The sequence below is a fragment of the Hyphococcus sp. genome (assembly GCF_965267305.1).
Lineage (GTDB): Bacteria > Pseudomonadota > Alphaproteobacteria > Caulobacterales > Parvularculaceae > Hyphococcus.
This window is the reverse complement of record NZ_OZ253945.1, coordinates 4,147,068-4,162,618: the sequence shown is the minus strand read 5'-3', so window position 1 is coordinate 4,162,618 and position 15,551 is coordinate 4,147,068. Positions and strand designations below refer to the sequence as shown.

Annotated in this window: 17 protein-coding genes; 4 read left to right on the top strand and 13 right to left on the bottom strand. The window is 61.9% G+C overall.

All coding sequences use genetic code 11. The annotated features are described in order from the left end of the window. Nucleotides 1–49: 49 nt before the first annotated feature. From ACQY5P_RS20210 to ACQY5P_RS20155, 12 genes are all read right to left on the bottom strand, one after another. Nucleotides 50–547 carry a S26 family signal peptidase gene (locus ACQY5P_RS20210; protein WP_428408677.1) on the bottom strand — a complete coding sequence of 166 codons (498 nt, stop codon included), beginning with the start codon at nt 545–547 and terminating at the stop codon, nt 50–52. After that, nucleotides 544–783 carry a helix-turn-helix transcriptional regulator gene (locus ACQY5P_RS20205; RefSeq protein WP_428408676.1) on the bottom strand — a complete coding sequence of 80 codons (240 nt, stop codon included), beginning with the start codon at nt 781–783 and terminating at the stop codon, nt 544–546. Before ACQY5P_RS20205 ends, ACQY5P_RS20210 begins: the two co-directional genes overlap by 4 nt. Before the next feature lie 97 nt (nt 784–880). Beyond that, entirely contained in the window at nt 881–1,684 is an 804-nt protein-coding gene (locus tag ACQY5P_RS20200) for a DUF2285 domain-containing protein (RefSeq protein WP_428408675.1), read from the bottom strand. 196 nt (nt 1,685–1,880) lie between these two features. After that, complete coding sequence (locus ACQY5P_RS20195; protein WP_379879302.1) at nt 1,881–2,201, bottom strand: DUF736 domain-containing protein; 321 nt, start codon at nt 2,199–2,201, stop codon at nt 1,881–1,883. Nucleotides 2,202–2,686: 485 nt separating this feature from the next. Continuing rightward, nucleotides 2,687–4,441 carry a ParB/RepB/Spo0J family partition protein gene (locus ACQY5P_RS20190; RefSeq protein ID WP_428408674.1) on the bottom strand — a complete coding sequence of 585 codons (1,755 nt, stop codon included), beginning with the start codon at nt 4,439–4,441 and terminating at the stop codon, nt 2,687–2,689. 59 nt (nt 4,442–4,500) lie between these two features. Next, nucleotides 4,501–4,977 (bottom strand): hypothetical protein, encoded by a 477-nt coding sequence (locus tag ACQY5P_RS20185; protein WP_428408673.1) that lies wholly within the window; start codon nt 4,975–4,977, stop codon nt 4,501–4,503. Between the two features lie 5 nt (nt 4,978–4,982). Next, nucleotides 4,983–5,546, bottom strand: a complete 564-nt coding sequence (locus ACQY5P_RS20180) for an antirestriction protein ArdA (protein ID WP_428408672.1) — start codon at nt 5,544–5,546, stop codon at nt 4,983–4,985. Between the two features lie 350 nt (nt 5,547–5,896). Continuing rightward, nucleotides 5,897–6,385, bottom strand: a complete 489-nt coding sequence (locus ACQY5P_RS20175; protein ID WP_428408671.1) for an isochorismatase family protein — start codon at nt 6,383–6,385, stop codon at nt 5,897–5,899. Nucleotides 6,386–6,432: 47 nt separating this feature from the next. Continuing rightward, nucleotides 6,433–7,329 (bottom strand): helix-turn-helix domain-containing protein, encoded by an 897-nt coding sequence (locus ACQY5P_RS20170; RefSeq protein WP_428408670.1) that lies wholly within the window; start codon nt 7,327–7,329, stop codon nt 6,433–6,435. Beyond that, nucleotides 7,298–8,254, bottom strand: a complete 957-nt coding sequence (locus ACQY5P_RS20165; RefSeq protein WP_428408669.1) for a phytanoyl-CoA dioxygenase family protein — start codon at nt 8,252–8,254, stop codon at nt 7,298–7,300. Before ACQY5P_RS20165 ends, ACQY5P_RS20170 begins: the two co-directional genes overlap by 32 nt. 18 nt (nt 8,255–8,272) lie before the next feature. Next, nucleotides 8,273–8,890: an acyl-homoserine-lactone synthase gene (locus tag ACQY5P_RS20160; protein WP_428408668.1), complete on the bottom strand. Its 618-nt coding sequence runs from the start codon at nt 8,888–8,890 to the stop codon at nt 8,273–8,275. 79 nt (nt 8,891–8,969) lie between these two features. Next, complete coding sequence (locus ACQY5P_RS20155; protein WP_428408667.1) at nt 8,970–9,746, bottom strand: helix-turn-helix transcriptional regulator; 777 nt, start codon at nt 9,744–9,746, stop codon at nt 8,970–8,972. Nucleotides 9,747–10,047: 301 nt separating this feature from the next. Between ACQY5P_RS20155 and ACQY5P_RS20150 the strand changes: the two genes are divergently transcribed. The 4 genes from ACQY5P_RS20150 to ACQY5P_RS20135 all read left to right on the top strand — a co-directional run bounded on the left by ACQY5P_RS20150 (nt 10,048) and on the right by ACQY5P_RS20135 (nt 13,475). Beyond that, on the top strand, nt 10,048–10,716 hold the full coding sequence (locus ACQY5P_RS20150) for a GntR family transcriptional regulator (RefSeq protein WP_428408666.1): 669 nt from the start codon (nt 10,048–10,050) through the stop codon (nt 10,714–10,716). A 169-nt stretch (nt 10,717–10,885) separates the two neighbouring features. After that, nucleotides 10,886–11,023, top strand: coding sequence for a benenodin family lasso peptide (locus ACQY5P_RS20145; protein WP_379879312.1), 138 nt, complete (start codon nt 10,886–10,888; stop codon nt 11,021–11,023). Nucleotides 11,024–11,085: 62 nt separating this feature from the next. Further along, nucleotides 11,086–11,742, top strand: coding sequence for a lasso peptide biosynthesis B2 protein (locus ACQY5P_RS20140; RefSeq protein ID WP_428408665.1), 657 nt, complete (start codon nt 11,086–11,088; stop codon nt 11,740–11,742). A gap of 62 nt (nt 11,743–11,804) precedes the next feature. Then, nucleotides 11,805–13,475 carry an asparagine synthase-related protein gene (locus tag ACQY5P_RS20135; RefSeq protein WP_428408664.1) on the top strand — a complete coding sequence of 557 codons (1,671 nt, stop codon included), beginning with the start codon at nt 11,805–11,807 and terminating at the stop codon, nt 13,473–13,475. Here ACQY5P_RS20135 and ACQY5P_RS20130 read toward each other — a convergent pair. Further along, entirely contained in the window at nt 13,464–15,461 is a 1,998-nt protein-coding gene (locus ACQY5P_RS20130; protein WP_428408663.1) for an Atxe2 family lasso peptide isopeptidase, read from the bottom strand. The two genes, ACQY5P_RS20135 and ACQY5P_RS20130, sit on opposite strands and share 12 nt — an antisense overlap. Nucleotides 15,462–15,551 lie beyond the last annotated feature (90 nt).

Genomic DNA, 15,551 nt, shown 5'->3' with positions numbered 1-15,551 from the left:
TCCCTTTGCAACGCTTTCAATTCCTATTGAGCGCTCTCTATGCGGAGCTTCAATCCACGCGGAAGAGGAGGCGCGCGCGGCCTAACAAATCTTTCCGGTTTTCCGCGCCGAAATAGCGTCCATCCAGCGAGCGCGGATGATTGTTGAGCAGAAAAACCTGATCCGCCTGAAGGGTAATGCATCCCTTCCATCGCGGAAGTTTTTCGCGTGCGCTGTCAGCGTCAAGTGCAATCGCAGTTAGGGTTTTGTTGATGAAAACTTCTTCTTCGGTGCGGCAGATTTCATCGCCTTCCGACGCGGCGACGCGTTTGATGATCGGCCAATCCGTTCTGAGATAGCCGTTCTCGGCGATCCATTTCGCGGTCTCTGACTCTCCCGAAAGCGCGGCCCAATCTCCGGTTTTTATTTCGGATTTCGTAATGAGATAGATGCCTTTCGGCGCGCTTTCGGTGCGGTTCCAGATCACAGTCGCGCCTGGGGGAAAGGCCGCAACCGCCGCCACCGCGGCGGCGGCGGAGATCGCGATTGCAAGGGCTGTCCCCTTCACCGCACCCTCGTCGCGGTGTCCTCGAACTGTCGGCTTTCGGACCAGGCTTCGAGGTCGCGCTCCAGATACTTGACCCGCCCGCCATGTTTGCGATAGCGCGGCCCGCCGCCGACCCAGCGATAGTGATCGAGGGTCGAGCGTTTAAGCCCGAGATAATCCGCCGCCTCGGCGACGCTCAAAAATTTGCACCGTGCATTATCGGCTTCATCATACTTGCCGTCATCCTGCGTCATCATCACTCTCCTTGCGTCAGCGCATATCGATGCTGAAATTCTTGCAGGCAAAGCGGCGATCCCGGCAGGGACGATCTGAATTGTCTGAGAACGTCCTTTCCTAAAGCAGGCGTCTGTAGCCGCCGCGCATCAATTCAAGGCCCTTTTCGACGAGGCGTTTGGCGCGCTTCTTGTAGCTTTCATCGCCATCGTCCCAGCCCCCGCAAACCTGCGCCGCGCCGAAAATCGCTTCGGCGATGCGTCTTCGCGGGACGCCTGCGAGCTCGCCGTCGAGCGCGACCAGCGCGTCACGCAGCCTTTCGGGAGCGGCCCCGCGCGGCGGTTTTCGGCGTGCGGGCAAGCCTCCGCAAATCCGCCCGAATTCCTCCAGATGGCGCAGGTTTTCCGCCGCGAGATGATTTGCACGCAACATTAACGAAAAACACGCCGACTGCGGGACCGGCGCGCCGTTTGCGTCGAGGGCAAACTGTGCTGCGTAAAAAGGGAAACGAATGACGAGCTTGTCGCGCCGCCCGGGCGAGATCAGGAAGAATTTTTCTCCCGGGAGTTCGGTCCAGCTGAGATACGGTCCGCGTTTCGGTGCGGCGGCCCATGGCTCCGCCACCGCATCGAAGCTCGCTCGCATGACATCCGGAAGCCAGAATAGCGCCGCTTCGAATGCAGAAAGCGCCGGGTCCGGAATAAAGTGCAGCCCGAACCCCTCCGCTACATGGCAGCGTTGATTTAACCGGCAAATGGTCGATCCGTCTGCGCGTTTCGCCACCGCCGGACGGACAGCGCCCGTGCGCCGGCGCGCGGCTTTAAGGGCCGGATCGCGGCGCTTGAACTCCCAGGCCCACCCCGGACCCGGCAGTGACAGGAGGCGATCATACGCCTCGATATTGACGCGCCAGGGGCCCCGCATGGCTTGCCTCTCCCACCTTGAAGACAGACGAGAGGACAGCGGTTCGCGATGCCGGCGATCCGCCGACATCGCCCGAAAACGGTCAAATGGGTTTCAAAATCCGGGCCAACCGGACGCGCGAGGGCGCAAAAAATCGCCCGGATCGTTGGATCCGGGCGATCTCGTCAGCGGCTGAATTAACTGTCAGCCGGAATTGTCAGTCTCTGGCGTTCCAGAGAATGACATGGCGGCCCTCGCCGTCTTTGACGGGCGCGAGATTCGCGTAGATTTTGCGGCCGAAAGCCGGGTCCGCGAGGGTGAGCGAGACATAGTCGCGCCCCGAAGACTTCGCGGTCCTGATCCAGCCGCCGCCGATATCGGCGCCCCGGCGTCCGGCGTAGACCCGGTAGTCGGGCTGCGCGTCGGTTTCCTTCTCCGCATTCTTGACGATGCGGATCGGCGCCGAGAGGTTCATCATCGCGAGCGTGCCTTCAAAGCCCGCTTCGGTTTCGTTCACATATCCAAGTGCGTTTGCCATCTCTTCATCTCCATTTGGGTTCGTCTCCGGGGCCCCATGCCCCGCCGACGCCGGACCGAAGGACGGGATGCGCGCCGCTGCTGAACCCAATCGAAAAATCAATGAAAGACTCAAGCGGGGCGAAGCGACAGCGGAGCACCGGCGCCGCCAAAAAATTTGCGTCGCGAGGAAGGCGGCGAAGACGCCGGGGAAATTTTTTTGCGGGCGCCGGTTTCAGCAGCGGCGCGCCTCGTCCAGGTCCGTGAAAGGCGCGAGCGGGGCATGGGCGCCGGAGCATAACCGAAGCGAACAGGAGATGAATGGCCGGACGCGTTCGGATGCTCTCGTGAACGGACGAAAGGCGCGAAGGCGCGTGTATTTTTAACTCGCAGGGCGACGGCGCGTCCCCGTGAATTTGCGACCGAAATAACCGCCCGGCAGTCGACCTGCCGGGCGGTCTCAACGCCGCTGGCCGGAGGCGAAACGTCCGGCGGCGCTGGTTCTGATCAGGCGGCCTCGATGGCGGGCGCGGGCGCCTCACCCGCCTCGAACAGCCCCGCGATCCGGGCCCATTGATCGGCGGGCGGACAGGCTGCGCCGTCCACAAAGCGGCGGGGCGGCGTCGCCATCCATGCCGGAAGCCAACACTCACGTGCGCCTTCGCCGCCGAGATTCATCCGGTCCCGGATCACGGCTTTTTGCGCTTTCGCCGTGTCGGTGAGGACGGATTTCGCGGCTGTGGCGCCTGCTAGGCTCGCGACCATGGCGTTGATCGCGCGCTTGTCGCGCAAGAGCTCGAAGAAGGCTTCGTCCAGCGTCCACCACGCCCCGAGCTTTGCGCCGGTCACATGGAGCGCCGCTTCCACGGTCGCGGAACCGACTTCCAGCGTTTCGGCCATGACCAATGCGGCGACGTTCAACACCTCCTCATCGCTCATCTTCAACAGCGCTGCGAATATTTCGCAGACGCGCCAGTCATCGCCGTTCTGATCGACGCCTTCAAAACTGACGCCATGGGCGGAGAACAATTCCGCGACGGCGACGCGGCGCTCTTCAAAGCGCGCCGCCGCCGCGCTCGCTTCGACGCTTTCTCGGGTCGCTTCTCTTGCGCGGGGCTGGTGCGCGCGCACCTGCCAGAGCGCCGATCCGGCGATGGCGTGGGCGATCATCAAACGCATCGCGACGCCGGGTTTAGCGACAAGTTCGGCGCGCGACGCAGCATGGCGATGCAGTGCGACGTAATCCGCCATGGGGCCTGACATTTCCGGGCGAACGGCCTGTGGCGCATCGGCTTCCGCTTCGCCCGCTTTCCCATTTTTGAGTTTCCGCGCCTCGGCGCTCGTCACATAACCCTCGTGAAAGGTCACGGTCCCGTCATGGCGGATTTCGATGAAGACGCGCCCGCCCTTCGCGCGGGAGCGCTTTTCGTAATCCCATGAATGGAAGAACGCGCCGCGCTCCAAGACGGTCACGTCGCGCCAGCCCTTTTCGCGGTATTCGTCCATGCGCTCAGCGACGGCGCGGGACTGCGCTTCCCAGAACTGGTCCGCCGACGCGAAGACCCCGAAATCGCCGAACAGGTCGGCGGCGATCTCGCCTTCATAAACAGCCAGATCGAACAGCGCCTTGTCGGTGGTGATCGCGGCGCCGCCCGCAACCCATGCCCGGCACTGGCGGCCCATGGGGGCTTGGGTCTCATCGTCGCGATAAAGGCGCAACCATTCTTCCTGCTGCGCCTTCGTGGCGAGCGTCAACGCGCGGATGGTCGATGCATCGATCTCCTCCGCCGCATAAAGTTTGCGAACGCCCTCGTTCAAGCTCGCGAGCGCCAAGATGCGCTTCACGTCGCGCTCATCGACGCCGAAATAATCGGCGATTTCGGGAACGGAGCGGCCCTTTTTGGCAAGGCGCGCGAAGGCTTCATATTGCTGCATTTCGGTCGGAGGCTCGACGCCGACATTCTCGATGATCGAGGCTTCGACGGCGGCGGCGTCATCGTCCGGCGCCATGATGACGCAAGGCGCTTCTTGGCGCTTTTCCGTCTCTTTCTCCTTGCGGCGCAGCGCGAACAGGCGCCGCCGTCCGGCGACGACGCCCCATTTGCCGTCCTCGCAGCGGACCAGCATGGGCTTCAACACGCCCGATTTCAGGACGGAGGGATAGATGTCGTCAATATTGGGCGGTTTTCGCCCGTGACGCATATTGAGTTTCGAGACGTGCATGTCGTCGATGGGTAGATATTTGAGCGCATTTTTGCTCATGGGTCGGCCTCCTTCAGTTTGCTTCAAGTTAAAGTGACGGTCGGGGGCGGCGGTTGGCGTCAGCCGCGCGCCGCCTGTTGTTCACGTCCGGCGCAAAGGCGCGCGAGCGCTGCGCGGGCCGCGTCAAGGGCCTCTGGTAAAAGCTCGTTCGCGACATCGGCGAGATAGGCATTATCGGCGCCCAGATAATTCGCCTCGACGCCCCAAAGGCTCGCGGCGTGTTCGGCGAGGATCACGTCCTCGCGCGAAACGGAGAGAACGACGCCGCAATAGAACCACTCGTCGTTGCGCCATGCGGCCATGACGGCTTCTGCTTTCTTGCGCGCATCTGCGAGGCTCTGGCGCCAGTTGGGGCCGGGGCCGATGAATCCGGGATCGCCGATATATTGCGAGGGCCAGAAGCCGTCCTGGCGCTTATCGGGCGCGTCCGCGCAGTCGTCGCGGACGATGCGCGCGGCGATCTCGAAGCCGCCCGCTTCGCAAGCGATGCTGTCGCCTTCGCAGACAAAGCTGTCGAATTTTTCGGTGAACGTCATGGCGATCACCGCGACCAGAAGATGTGGACTTGTTCAAAGCCCGTCTCAACGGTGAAGACGTCGCCATTGAGTTCGATGTCGCGGCCTATGGCTTCATAGTCGATATAATGCTCAAGGCTCTCGGGAATTTTCACGCCCGTTTGTTCGGTGAACTCGTAAGCGAAGTCTTCAAGGCTTTTATATTCGCCCGCATAGTCTTCCATGGCGGCGCGGGCTTCGTTCAAGTCGCCGCAAAAATGCGCGACAAGCTTTCCGGCGAGTTCGCCATGCTCCTCGATGAACGCCGCCAAGTCGCAAACGGACTCGAAGCCTGCATATTCGGAAATCTCGGCGCCTTTAAATCCCTCGTAATCGTGAATCGCCCATTCCTCGGCGAGGGGTTCCGGGCTTGCGGCAAGCATCGCCGCAACCCGCTCCCGGATTTCGTCCGGTTCCGTCACATCGATCCAGCGCCCGTGCAGGATTCCGGCATTGTAGCTGGCGAGACAGGCCACATAGATGCGCGGCCCGTCCCGATCCGCCGGCGCCGCGCCCGCGTCTTGCTCATTCGTCTGTTGCTGTTCGCACATCGCTCGCCTCCTTTGCTCTCCGCCCCGCGCAATTTCCCCGGCAGGCGGGGTGGGCGGCGGAAAGAAGGGTCAGCCCGAGGGTCAGAGCCGGGCGCGCAAGGGGCGCCAGGTAGGAGGCCTCTCAACCTCAAGACGAGAAAATCCCCGGCCCCTTGCGCGGCCGGCGCCCTCGGGCAGACACGCCGTCCGCCCACCCCGACTGCCTGGGGAAATGAATCAAAAAGCCGGCGCGCAAGGCGCGCCGTCCTTATCCGGACCAAAGGTCCGGCCGCGTCAGGGATGAGCGTCCGACAGGACCGAGACGAATGCTTTATTCGGCTTGGGGCGAAGCCCGCCAGCCCGGCGCCGCCTCAGCGGCGGACGCCCGCGTTCAAAAGGGCCAGCAGGGGCTGACGCTTATTGTCGTTTTCTTCCCGGGAGAGAAGTTCGAGCAGAAGCTGGGGAAATGTGACCACATGGCCGGCGCAATATCGGATGCGTTCAAGAAATATGTCTTCGCGCATCGCGTCAGCCGTTTTTACCTGATCGGCGCAAACATAGACGTCGTAACCTTCCAGCAGCATGGACAGCGCAATTTGCGTGACGGCGCCTTCAAGGAGCGCGCCGAACAGAATGAGCGAACGCCGTTTCAGCTCGCCAAATCTGGCGATGAAGGCGCTGTCGACGACAAAGTCGGCCCCTCCCCGCAAGTCGAGAAGCGGCGCCCCGATTGCTTCGGCGAGATCTGCGGCCAAGGACCATTGCAACACTTCGCTGTTTGCACTCCCGTTTCGCGCCAGCGGCTCTTCGACGAGAATAATTGCGCAGTTTCGCGCTGCAATCATGGGTTCCCCGGCCATTCGAACGCTCCTCTATTAGCCTTGCGCGACGTCGCTCTTGCCATTCGCTAACGGCTCTTTGCTTTGTACTCGGACGGCGTGACGCCGACGAAGCGGCGAAAACTTTCCGAGAAATGACCGTGGCTTGAAAAACCAAGCGCATGGGCGACCGTCGTGACCGTGGCTTCTGACCTGGCGAGGAGTTCGCAGGCGCGGGCGATGCGGCGCTCGGTGAGATAGCGATGCGGCGCGACGCCCGCCGACGTTCGGAACGCGCTCGCGAAATGATGGGGGCTCAATTCTGCGACCCGCGCGAGGTCGGTTTGCGTCAATTCTTCGCCGAGATGAGCTTCGATGTATTCGACGACCCGGCGCAGGCGCCGGATATCAAGCCCGCCGTCAGTTGTGCGGCTGGACGTTGCGCCAGCGTAGTTTCGGAGAATGTGCACCGCGAGAACGACGCCTAACGATTCAAGGTAAGGGCGCCCCGACCAGCCGCCGAACTGGAGTTCGAGGCGCAGCTTTGCAATGAGCGAGTCGATATCAGGATCGCGCATGCCGAACCGCGCGCGAATGGCGCCCTCTTCGCGAATACCGGTTTCGCGCAGCAGCGTTTCGATCAACGCAGACTCGAACGCGACAGTGAACAGCGTCGGTCTGGCGTTCCACTGCGAATGACAAGGCATGCCGGCCGGAACGATCTGCGCCGAATTCGGCAGCAGCCAGAGGCGGCGCGATGCATTGTCTCCATCCGGACGCCATTCTAGCTCGAAAGCGTCGCTTTCGATCACGGCGACGGCGAGCTGAGCCGATCCGATTTCAACGCCTTCATTCGCCGCTAGACGGCCGCGGCTGACGGTGACGCCGCCGGCGCTCAAGCGACTGCAAAGCATGAAGCCAGGCGACGGCTTCGCGCCCGCGAAGTCGATGAGTTCATTTCGCCGCCAGCGATACGCCGCAGTCATCACGGCCTCCGTTTGCGGATTCCTGTTCGCGGGCGGCGAGGCCATCGTAATACTGGCGCATCAACTCGTAATGCTCGTCTTTCAGCGCATCGGTGAATGGGAGATGTTCCGGCGCCCGATCGCCTGTGAGAAGAACGCTCGGGCACTGGCCTTCATAATTGCCGAGGCTCGGCAGATGCTGGCGGTAGCCGGCGAGCGCCGCGACATCTGGCGGAAACGACCGCGCGATGTGCGGCGGATAGGCGAGCCACTGGTTTTCCCAGGGCTTCAGCCAGCCGAGACAGTAGGACATGATGAGCCCGCGGCGGGGCTTAGCACTCCGGTTGGCGCCGCCGGAATGCAGGGTCGAGCCGAGAAAGAACAGCGCCGAGCCTCGCGGCATCACCGCAGAAACGGCCTCTTCATCAGGGAGCATTTCTTCCGGGTTAGCGAGATGGCTCCCCGGCCAAAGCCTTGTCGCGCCGTTCTCGCTTGTGAAATCATCGAGCGCCCACATGACGTTGACCATGTATTGCATGGCGCCCTTGGGACCGGCCCACATGTCCTGGTCGCGATGCGGGGCTTGTACGGGCGCGCCCGGATGAATCTCGATGGCCTGCGTCAGGTTGAGCTGAAGGCACTGACACCATGCGCCGATGACGCGTTCGACGACGTGCAGGACTGACGGATGCATGACGATCTCTTGCGCCTCGCGGGAACGCTTCAGCACCGCGCCGAAGCGTTTCGTCTCCGCGCCGTAGAACATGCCCCGGCCGAAGGAAGCCGCACTGAAATACGGATCGAGTTCGGCGCAAAGCCGGTCGATCGACGCCGGATCGAGGAGCGCCGGCGCAATGACGTAACCGTCTGCGAGGAGCCGGCTTGCGAGCGCGTCGCCATCGATATCCGTCGAATCGAACTCTTGGGTTTTCGCGATAGATTGCATGGACATGTCTCCGATTGTTCAGGCGGCAAGTTCCGATCGATGTTGAGAAAGGCGCGGCGCCGTTGGCGGACACCGCCAGTTCGCCGCGAGGAGGCCGGCCGTGTCGTCGTCCATGTGGATCTCAACGGCGCCGGCGGGCGCGCCGCCGGCCGGTTGCGGCAGACCGAGCGGCGTACAGCGCCAGCCCGCAGAAAGCAGCTCCGACAGGAAGGCCATATGGCAGACAGCGGTGTAGCTTATGACGCCCGAAATTGCCGCATAGTCGATGATGCCGCGCGCCAGGATGTTTCGCGCTGCGATCCGGTCCCTCTTTCGCAGCGGCAGACAGAGGCGCGTGATTTCGCGCACGCCGGTCCCTCGCGGAATGGCGGCGTCGCAGAGTTCGGGGAACACAGAGTCGAGGAGATGCGGCCGGTCCGTGCGCAGGAATCGAATAGATGCGATGTGCCGGTCCGCATCGTCCGAAAGGACGAGATATGAAGCGTCATCGTCGTCGAAGGCGTCGCGCTCCTCGCCATTCTTATGCGAGAGTTCCCAACGGAAAATATCGACGAAGAGACGCTTGCGGTCGCGATGCATCGATCGCACGAGGTCTGGAAATTCTTCGAGATTGCGCCGGTCGATGAGGCGAAGCATGAGCCCTCCACGTTTTGCTGCGTGGAGGGTTCCCCGAACTCGCTTTCAAGTCATTGTGCCGATCGGCACATTGACCGACTTAGCGAAGCGCGTCGACGAGTCCGATCTGGCCTTCGAAGAGCACGCGCATAACGACTTGCATGCGGCTGCCGACCTCGTAATGAGCGCGCGCGTCCTCGATATGCCGTTTCACCGTGCCTTGGGAAATGCCGAGAATCTGTCCGATTTCCCAATCAGACTTGCCTTTCGCGGCGTAGAGCACGCATTCGAGCTGACGCTGGGTCAGTGGTCCTTTGATGGCCCGTTTTACCTGCGGAAACGCGTTGAACACCATGGCGCGCGCCGCCTGAAACGCAAATCCGCCAACAAGCTGCGCCATTTTGAGATTGTCATAGGGCAATGCGCGCGCTGTCGCCACCGCGAAATTGCAGCTTCCGTTCGCTTCGCCGGGCACATGGGCGGGAACCGTGAACCCGTCATCGATACCGGCCATGACGGTCCGCTCACGGATTTCGCGATGCGCTTCGGTCACGGGAATGAGCGTGGGGATATCTGACCAGCAAAAGCCCACATTGGTGCGATGGCTCGCAAGCAGCACCGGATCGTTTGCAACGATGTTGTCTGCGATATATCGTTCGATCCAGCTTTCCGGGTATGTGCCGAGCGCGACAAGTTCGCCCTCTTCCATATGCGTCAAAGCCTCGGAATAGCCGCTGAGATCGACATGGTGAATCAGCGCGAAATAGTCGAAGCCCATTTCTTTCGTAATCGCATCCAAGAGTCCGCGCAGTTCCGACGGCCGGTGCAAGGTTCGAGCTTCGTCTACAAACGCCTGGACGGCGTCGAATCGGGACATCTATGGCCTTCTCCTTTCGATGCGTTCCGAACCGACGCTAGGTGAATCGACGAGGGCAAATGAGACGGCTCTGAAATCAACGCTATGTAATTCGGCGGCGCGTATTAACCGGAAAGCGTAACAATCGCCGGTAGATTCTGGAAGCACAATTACATACTTCTGGTTAACTCTATTATGAAAGCACGCATAAGAACTGCGCACGCAGAGCTCTTTCTGCGAGTGCGCTATCGCGCATCCGAAAATTACCGCTGTTGTCGAACTTTGCGGCGACTGAACGCGCGGGCGGGAGATTGCAAAGAATATGGCGGGGCGAATCTCCATAACGGAAAGCATGTACCGGACGCTGATGAACCGCGTGCTTGCTGGCGGATTCTCCCCCGGCGCGCGAATCGACGTGAATGAGATCGCCGCAGTCGACGGAGTCAGTCCGACCCCGGTGCGCAATGCGCTTAACCGGCTTGTCGGCGCAGGACTTCTCGTATCTCACTCCAATGAAGGCTTTTTCGCGCCGATTCTTTCCGAACAAGATCTGCGCGACCTTTATGATTCCAGCGGCGCACTTCTCGGGCTCGCCATCGCGAGGGGCGCAAACGCGCGACCGCCCCCAAAGCCCGCCGCCGTCGATCATGCATACGCTGACGAAACCATTGAACGACGCGCCGAGGAGGCGTTTCGAGACATCATGCGTCTCTGCGGCAATGCGATGCTCTGCGCCGCTTTGGCCGACATCAGCCTCCGGCTGAGGCCAGCTCGAGTACGTGAAAGCGACGTGATAGTTAACCTGGGCGCCGAGTTGCGGAGAATTTTACGCGCTTATGAGGCGGCCGACTTTACAGAACTCGACCGCCTCATCGGAGCCTATCATCGTCGCCGCATCCGCCTCGCGCCGAAGATTCATGCGCAAATGCGGCACCGCGATTCTTGCCCTGTTCGTGCAGCCGTTCAGGCGACTGGCGCGAGCGCGTTATAATGCCTGTACGGAGAATATTCTCTGAGAATTATCAGGGCGCGCGCCAGAGCCCTGAATCACCAACACAATATTCCGACGATTATCCGAGAATTGCTTAGGGATAGCAGCGCCTCGCTCCTAGACTCCTCCTCGCCATGATTTCCATGGCGCAACCGATAGGAGCAAAGTCGTGAAAAAAATCGAAACGCATGACGACGACATCATCGATCTCGGCGTCGCGAGCGAGGAAACGAAAGGCATTCCTCATCTCGTGTCGGTCGAGGACTTCCAGTCGCGTCCGCCGGCGGACGAGCTTTCCGCCGACTGAGTGTTCGCGTACCGGGCGCAGCGCGCGGGCGCCCGGAATTCCGAATAGGTCGGTGTGAAATCATGGCTCATCCTCTTCGCGCCGGTCTCGCATTCTGCTTTGTCAACGAAAGACCGGTTTTTCTAGACGTCACTCGCGATCGCTACTTCACGATTCAAGGGTCGCTGGAAGCAGCATTCAAGGAACTTGTTGCGGGCCGCGATCTGTCTCGCGAGTCCATTGACCGTCTCTTGAGCGCCGGCATTCTCGAACCGGAAGGCGGACGGCCTATTGTCCCTTCGCCGCCCCGGATCGTCTCACCCGGCCGAAGCGTTATTGAAGGAAAGTTCGCCGATCGCCGAGCGGGGTTCGCCGTAACAGTGAAAACCGCGATCTGTCTGGTCCGCAGCCGAAGACGATTGCGGCGCGACGGCTTTGCGCGAATCATCAACGAGCTTCGCGCAAGGAAACGCCATACAGGCGACGCGCGCCATTCATTCATCGAAGCGCGGGCTGCGGAATTTCAGGCGGCGCGCTGCCTGTTTCCGGCGCCGCCAAACTGCCTGCCCGATTCTTTGGCGTTGCTCGATTATCTCTACAACCAAGGCGTTGTGGCCGATCTGGTGATCGGCGTTCGCATGGCGCCCTATGGCGCCCATTGTTGGGTTCAAACGCGCGAAGCGTTGCTGAACGAAGCGGTCGACTACGCGGCGTCGTTCACGCCGATCCTCACGGCATGACCCATAACCGGTTTCTTGCGATCGTTTCAGATCGCGTTCCCCCGGCTGCCGGATTCGCGGCGATGACCGAGGCTAAGCGACGCCTTGGGTTCCGCGTCGTGTTGCAGCATGGGCGGCTTTGCGTCCTGGCGCATCAAGACGCCGCATCAGCCCCAACGGACGACGGCTTGGGCGTTATGATCGGCGCCGCGTTCCCGCCATGGCGCCCCGGGACGTCCGGACGGGGCTCGCTGAAAGTTTTCCATAATAGTGGCTGCGCCGAAGCAGGCCCGTGGGGCGGCTTCGTCGAGTTTCGCGTGGATGAAGAGGCAAGAACGGTCGACATTACGCGCGATCCTTCCGGCATGGCTCCCTGTTTCACAGCGCGGCGCCATGATTCGACTTGGGTCTTTTCCGATCTTGAGATCGCCATAGAAGCCGGTCTCGACATGCCGGCGATCGACTGGACCGGGGTTGCGCACTATCTCGCTTTTCCTCATCTTCCTGCGAGGCGGACATGTCTCGCTGGCGTCGACCGGCTGCTTCCGGGCGCGCGGCTGCGTTTGACCCTCGGCCAGCCGCCTTCCCTGGAAAGCGCGTGGAGTCCATGGTCGCATGCCGGCAAGGCGCGTCGAATAAGCGATTATGCAAACGCCGTACGAGAACTTCGCAACGTCACCCTCGAATGCGTCGGCGCATGGGCGGCGCAGTCGCAGCCGGTTTTGCTCCAGCTTTCCGGCGGCCTCGATTCCTCGATCATCGCTGCATGTCTCAGCCAAAAGCGCGCCGCGTATTCGTGCGTCACATTCGCGACAAAAGATGCTTCCGGCGACGAACGGCGCCATGCGCGACTTGTGGCAAAGCATTTGGGCGTTCCATTGCGCGAGCTCCATCTCGACGCGAGCGACTCGCCCCCTGTACCACAAGGACTGCCCCGGACGCCGATCCCAAGCGGCGCGCCCTGGCGAGCGGTGATCGACGCCGCTCTTTCTGGCGTCATCAACGATACGGGCGCAAACCGGCTCTTTTCGGGCGGCGGGGGGGACAATGTGTTCTGCTACCTGACGACCGCCGCGCCCGCAGCGGACGCATTGCGCGCGTACGGTCCAGGATTTCGGTTCTTCGCAGCCGCGAGGGACGTCGCACGACTGCACCGCGCCAGCGTCTGGCGCGCTTCGCGTTATGCGGTTCGAAAGGCGTATTGGGCGAGACCGAAATTGTGGCCCTGCAACGACGCATTTCTGACGCGCGACGCTGCATCTATCGCGCCGCCAGCCCATCCGTGGTTCGACCCGCCGCATGAAGCGCTCCCGGGCAAGCTCGAACAGACGGCGTCGATCGCGAGCGCCGTCGCCATCAGCGACGGCGGCGACCGGCGCATGCCAGCCGCGCTGTGTTATCCCTTGCTCTCGCTGCCCGTCATCGAGACTTGTCTAACGATTCCCACATGGATGTGGGTGAAGGGCGGCCGCAATCGGGCCGTGGCGCGCGATGCATTCGAAGATTTGCTGCCACCCGAAACGCTTTCGCGGCGGACCAAGGGAGACCTGATCGGGCTGATCGCGGCCATCTATCGCGCGAACAAATCTGAGATTGAAATGTTGCTATTGGAGGGCCGGCTTGCGCGTGAGGGCATTGTGGACCGGGATGCCGTAGCGAACCGAATGCGCGAAGCCGGTCTGTCGCGCGATGCGAATTTCGCTCAGCTCGTGACGCTCGCCGCCGTCGAAGGATGGATTCAATCAATCCTTTGACGTTTGACCATTCGCATCGCCTTCGCTGCGAATGCCGCTCGACTGCGCCCCCTCTTTCAGTTTCCGCCAGCGCTCGAACTGCGCGGCGCGGGCGTCCGCTGCTTCCTCGCCGAGAAGCCAGAACCGGAACCAGTCCAGATTGCGCTGATAGATGGCGAGACGGCGGCGCGGCTGAATTTTGTAATGGGGCGCATCGGGAAAGACGTGGACCTCAACAGGCGCGCCGGATTCCATAAGAGGGACAAAATATTCCGGCGCCACCAAATATTCCTGCTCGGCCAGTTGCATCAACAGCGGGAAGCGCAGGCGCGTTAAATTGCGGCTCGGGGAGATGCGCCGCCATTGCTCGGGCGTCTCGTCGGGCGCGCCAAGCCCCCAGACCCGTTTCAGATTCTCTTTGAACGCATCCCCCTTGAGGGCCCGCTGCCAATAATAGCTCGCGGTCATGGTCGGCGTCGCCAGGGACGCGGCGGCGATGAGATCGCTGTGATAGGCCGTCCACATGGCGACAGACGCGCCGAAACTGAAACCGCCCATGCCAATCCTTTCGCGATCGACGCCTCTACTTTCGACGAGATCGATAGCGCTGTTGATCCCCGCGAGCGCAATTTCGTATTCTTCAATCGCGGAAACCGCGGCGCCGTCCATCGGATACATATTGATGCAGAGACTAGCGATGCCTGCGGACGCGAGAGAGACAAGCGGCCACTCGTCGCCGAACCCGCCCCGAATAAATCCCTGACAGTTGTAATAGGTCAGAAACAGCGGTGAGGCCGTTTCGCCTTGGCTGTCTCGCGCCGCGGGATAGAAGTAGCCGGTGAAGACGCGCCCCTCCCCGTCGCGCCAGCTCAGCAATTCGGCGTGGGCGTCGAGGTTGCGCGCGAGCGCGCGATTCGGCGCAGCGATGACCCGGGACTCGCCGCTGTCGAGGTCGATGCGCTCGATCTGAGGCGGCGTGTTCGCGTCCGCCGCGATGCAAAGGGCGTAATGCGCGTTGACGGCGCAGCCGGCGCCGAGGCCGATCACGCGGCCACTGTGCAGGAGCCCCTGCGCCTCGCGCACCAGACGAACTCCATCATTTTCGACATCCCACGCAAAGATGCTCATGGCGTCGCCGCGTTCGCGGTCTCTTGTCGCAAACACGACCTCTCGGGCCGCGCCGCGCCAGGACAGCCAGGCGATGGACCGCGAACATTGAGGCGCCGCGCAGACGAATTCTCTTTCGCCGATGCGCGCGCGCAAAAGACGTTTGCCTTCTTCCTTGATCGCATAGGCGGCTCTTCCGTCGGCGGTGATATGCGTGCGTTCTGATCGCCCGGGCGCGCCGTCCAGCGACGGGCCGCCGGCGATTCGGCGAAAGGCTTTTTCTTCTTGCTGGCTCGCCGAACGCACGCGGCCGCTTTCGAGCTCCATTATCTTGACCTGTGTCGGACGATCTCCGAGCAGCGTCGTCACCTGCATCCACTCGCCGAGATAGCGCTGGGTGACGCGGCGGCCGTTATGCAATCCGGACCGGAAGAGTGCCTGCCCGATGGGGACGCTTCCGTTGATCAGGATTCCCGAATAGTATTCGTCAAGCTCGGCCTGTTCGATCTGCGCACGCGAGGCGCCGACTTCATAGGCGAGTTTGTCGCCGGCGAGGAGTTCGAAGGATTCGATGTCCGCAGCATCGTCCGTGACGCGCTCGGCCGTGCCTGTCATCGACGCGCGCCAGATCTGCACCTCGCCGTCCTGAAGCGCGCGGAAATAGAACCATTTCGAATCCGGCGACCAACGCGGCGCTTCGCCCATCGCCCAGCCGCCCGTGAATATGGGCGCGCCGCCGTCTGCAATGCGTCGCGGAGCCTCATCGCCGTCAAGACGGAAGACAAACCATTCGGAATAATAGGCGTTTTCCTCAACCGATGCGCGCTCGGCGCGGTAGGCTGCATAGTCGCCATCTGGTGAAGTCGACAGCCCCGTGAAATCGGTGATTTCGACGAGCATTCTAAGCGTCTCGGCTTCAGCGTCGGCCGCGGGAGCTGACGCAAGGAAGGCCGAAGAGAGAAAAGCCGCGGCGACCGCGCCGCATGTTCT

Coding starts and splice junctions, on each gene's coding strand:
- ACQY5P_RS20205 (WP_428408676.1), bottom strand. CDS start 783: ATGATGACGCAGGATGACGGCAAGTATGATGAAGCCGATAATGCACGG.
- ACQY5P_RS20200 (WP_428408675.1), bottom strand. CDS start 1,684: ATGCGGGGCCCCTGGCGCGTCAATATCGAGGCGTATGATCGCCTCCTG.
- ACQY5P_RS20195 (WP_379879302.1), bottom strand. CDS start 2,201: ATGGCAAACGCACTTGGATATGTGAACGAAACCGAAGCGGGCTTTGAA.
- ACQY5P_RS20190 (WP_428408674.1), bottom strand. CDS start 4,441: ATGAGCAAAAATGCGCTCAAATATCTACCCATCGACGACATGCACGTC.
- ACQY5P_RS20185 (WP_428408673.1), bottom strand. CDS start 4,977: ATGACGTTCACCGAAAAATTCGACAGCTTTGTCTGCGAAGGCGACAGC.
- ACQY5P_RS20180 (WP_428408672.1), bottom strand. CDS start 5,546: ATGTGCGAACAGCAACAGACGAATGAGCAAGACGCGGGCGCGGCGCCG.
- ACQY5P_RS20175 (WP_428408671.1), bottom strand. CDS start 6,385: ATGGCCGGGGAACCCATGATTGCAGCGCGAAACTGCGCAATTATTCTC.
- ACQY5P_RS20170 (WP_428408670.1), bottom strand. CDS start 7,329: ATGACTGCGGCGTATCGCTGGCGGCGAAATGAACTCATCGACTTCGCG.
- ACQY5P_RS20165 (WP_428408669.1), bottom strand. CDS start 8,254: ATGCAATCTATCGCGAAAACCCAAGAGTTCGATTCGACGGATATCGAT.
- ACQY5P_RS20160 (WP_428408668.1), bottom strand. CDS start 8,890: ATGCTTCGCCTCATCGACCGGCGCAATCTCGAAGAATTTCCAGACCTC.
- ACQY5P_RS20155 (WP_428408667.1), bottom strand. CDS start 9,746: ATGTCCCGATTCGACGCCGTCCAGGCGTTTGTAGACGAAGCTCGAACC.
- ACQY5P_RS20150 (WP_428408666.1), top strand. CDS start 10,048: ATGGCGGGGCGAATCTCCATAACGGAAAGCATGTACCGGACGCTGATG.
- ACQY5P_RS20140 (WP_428408665.1), top strand. CDS start 11,086: ATGGCTCATCCTCTTCGCGCCGGTCTCGCATTCTGCTTTGTCAACGAA.
- ACQY5P_RS20135 (WP_428408664.1), top strand. CDS start 11,805: ATGACCGAGGCTAAGCGACGCCTTGGGTTCCGCGTCGTGTTGCAGCAT.
- ACQY5P_RS20130 (WP_428408663.1), bottom strand. CDS start 15,461: ATGCTCGTCGAAATCACCGATTTCACGGGGCTGTCGACTTCACCAGAT.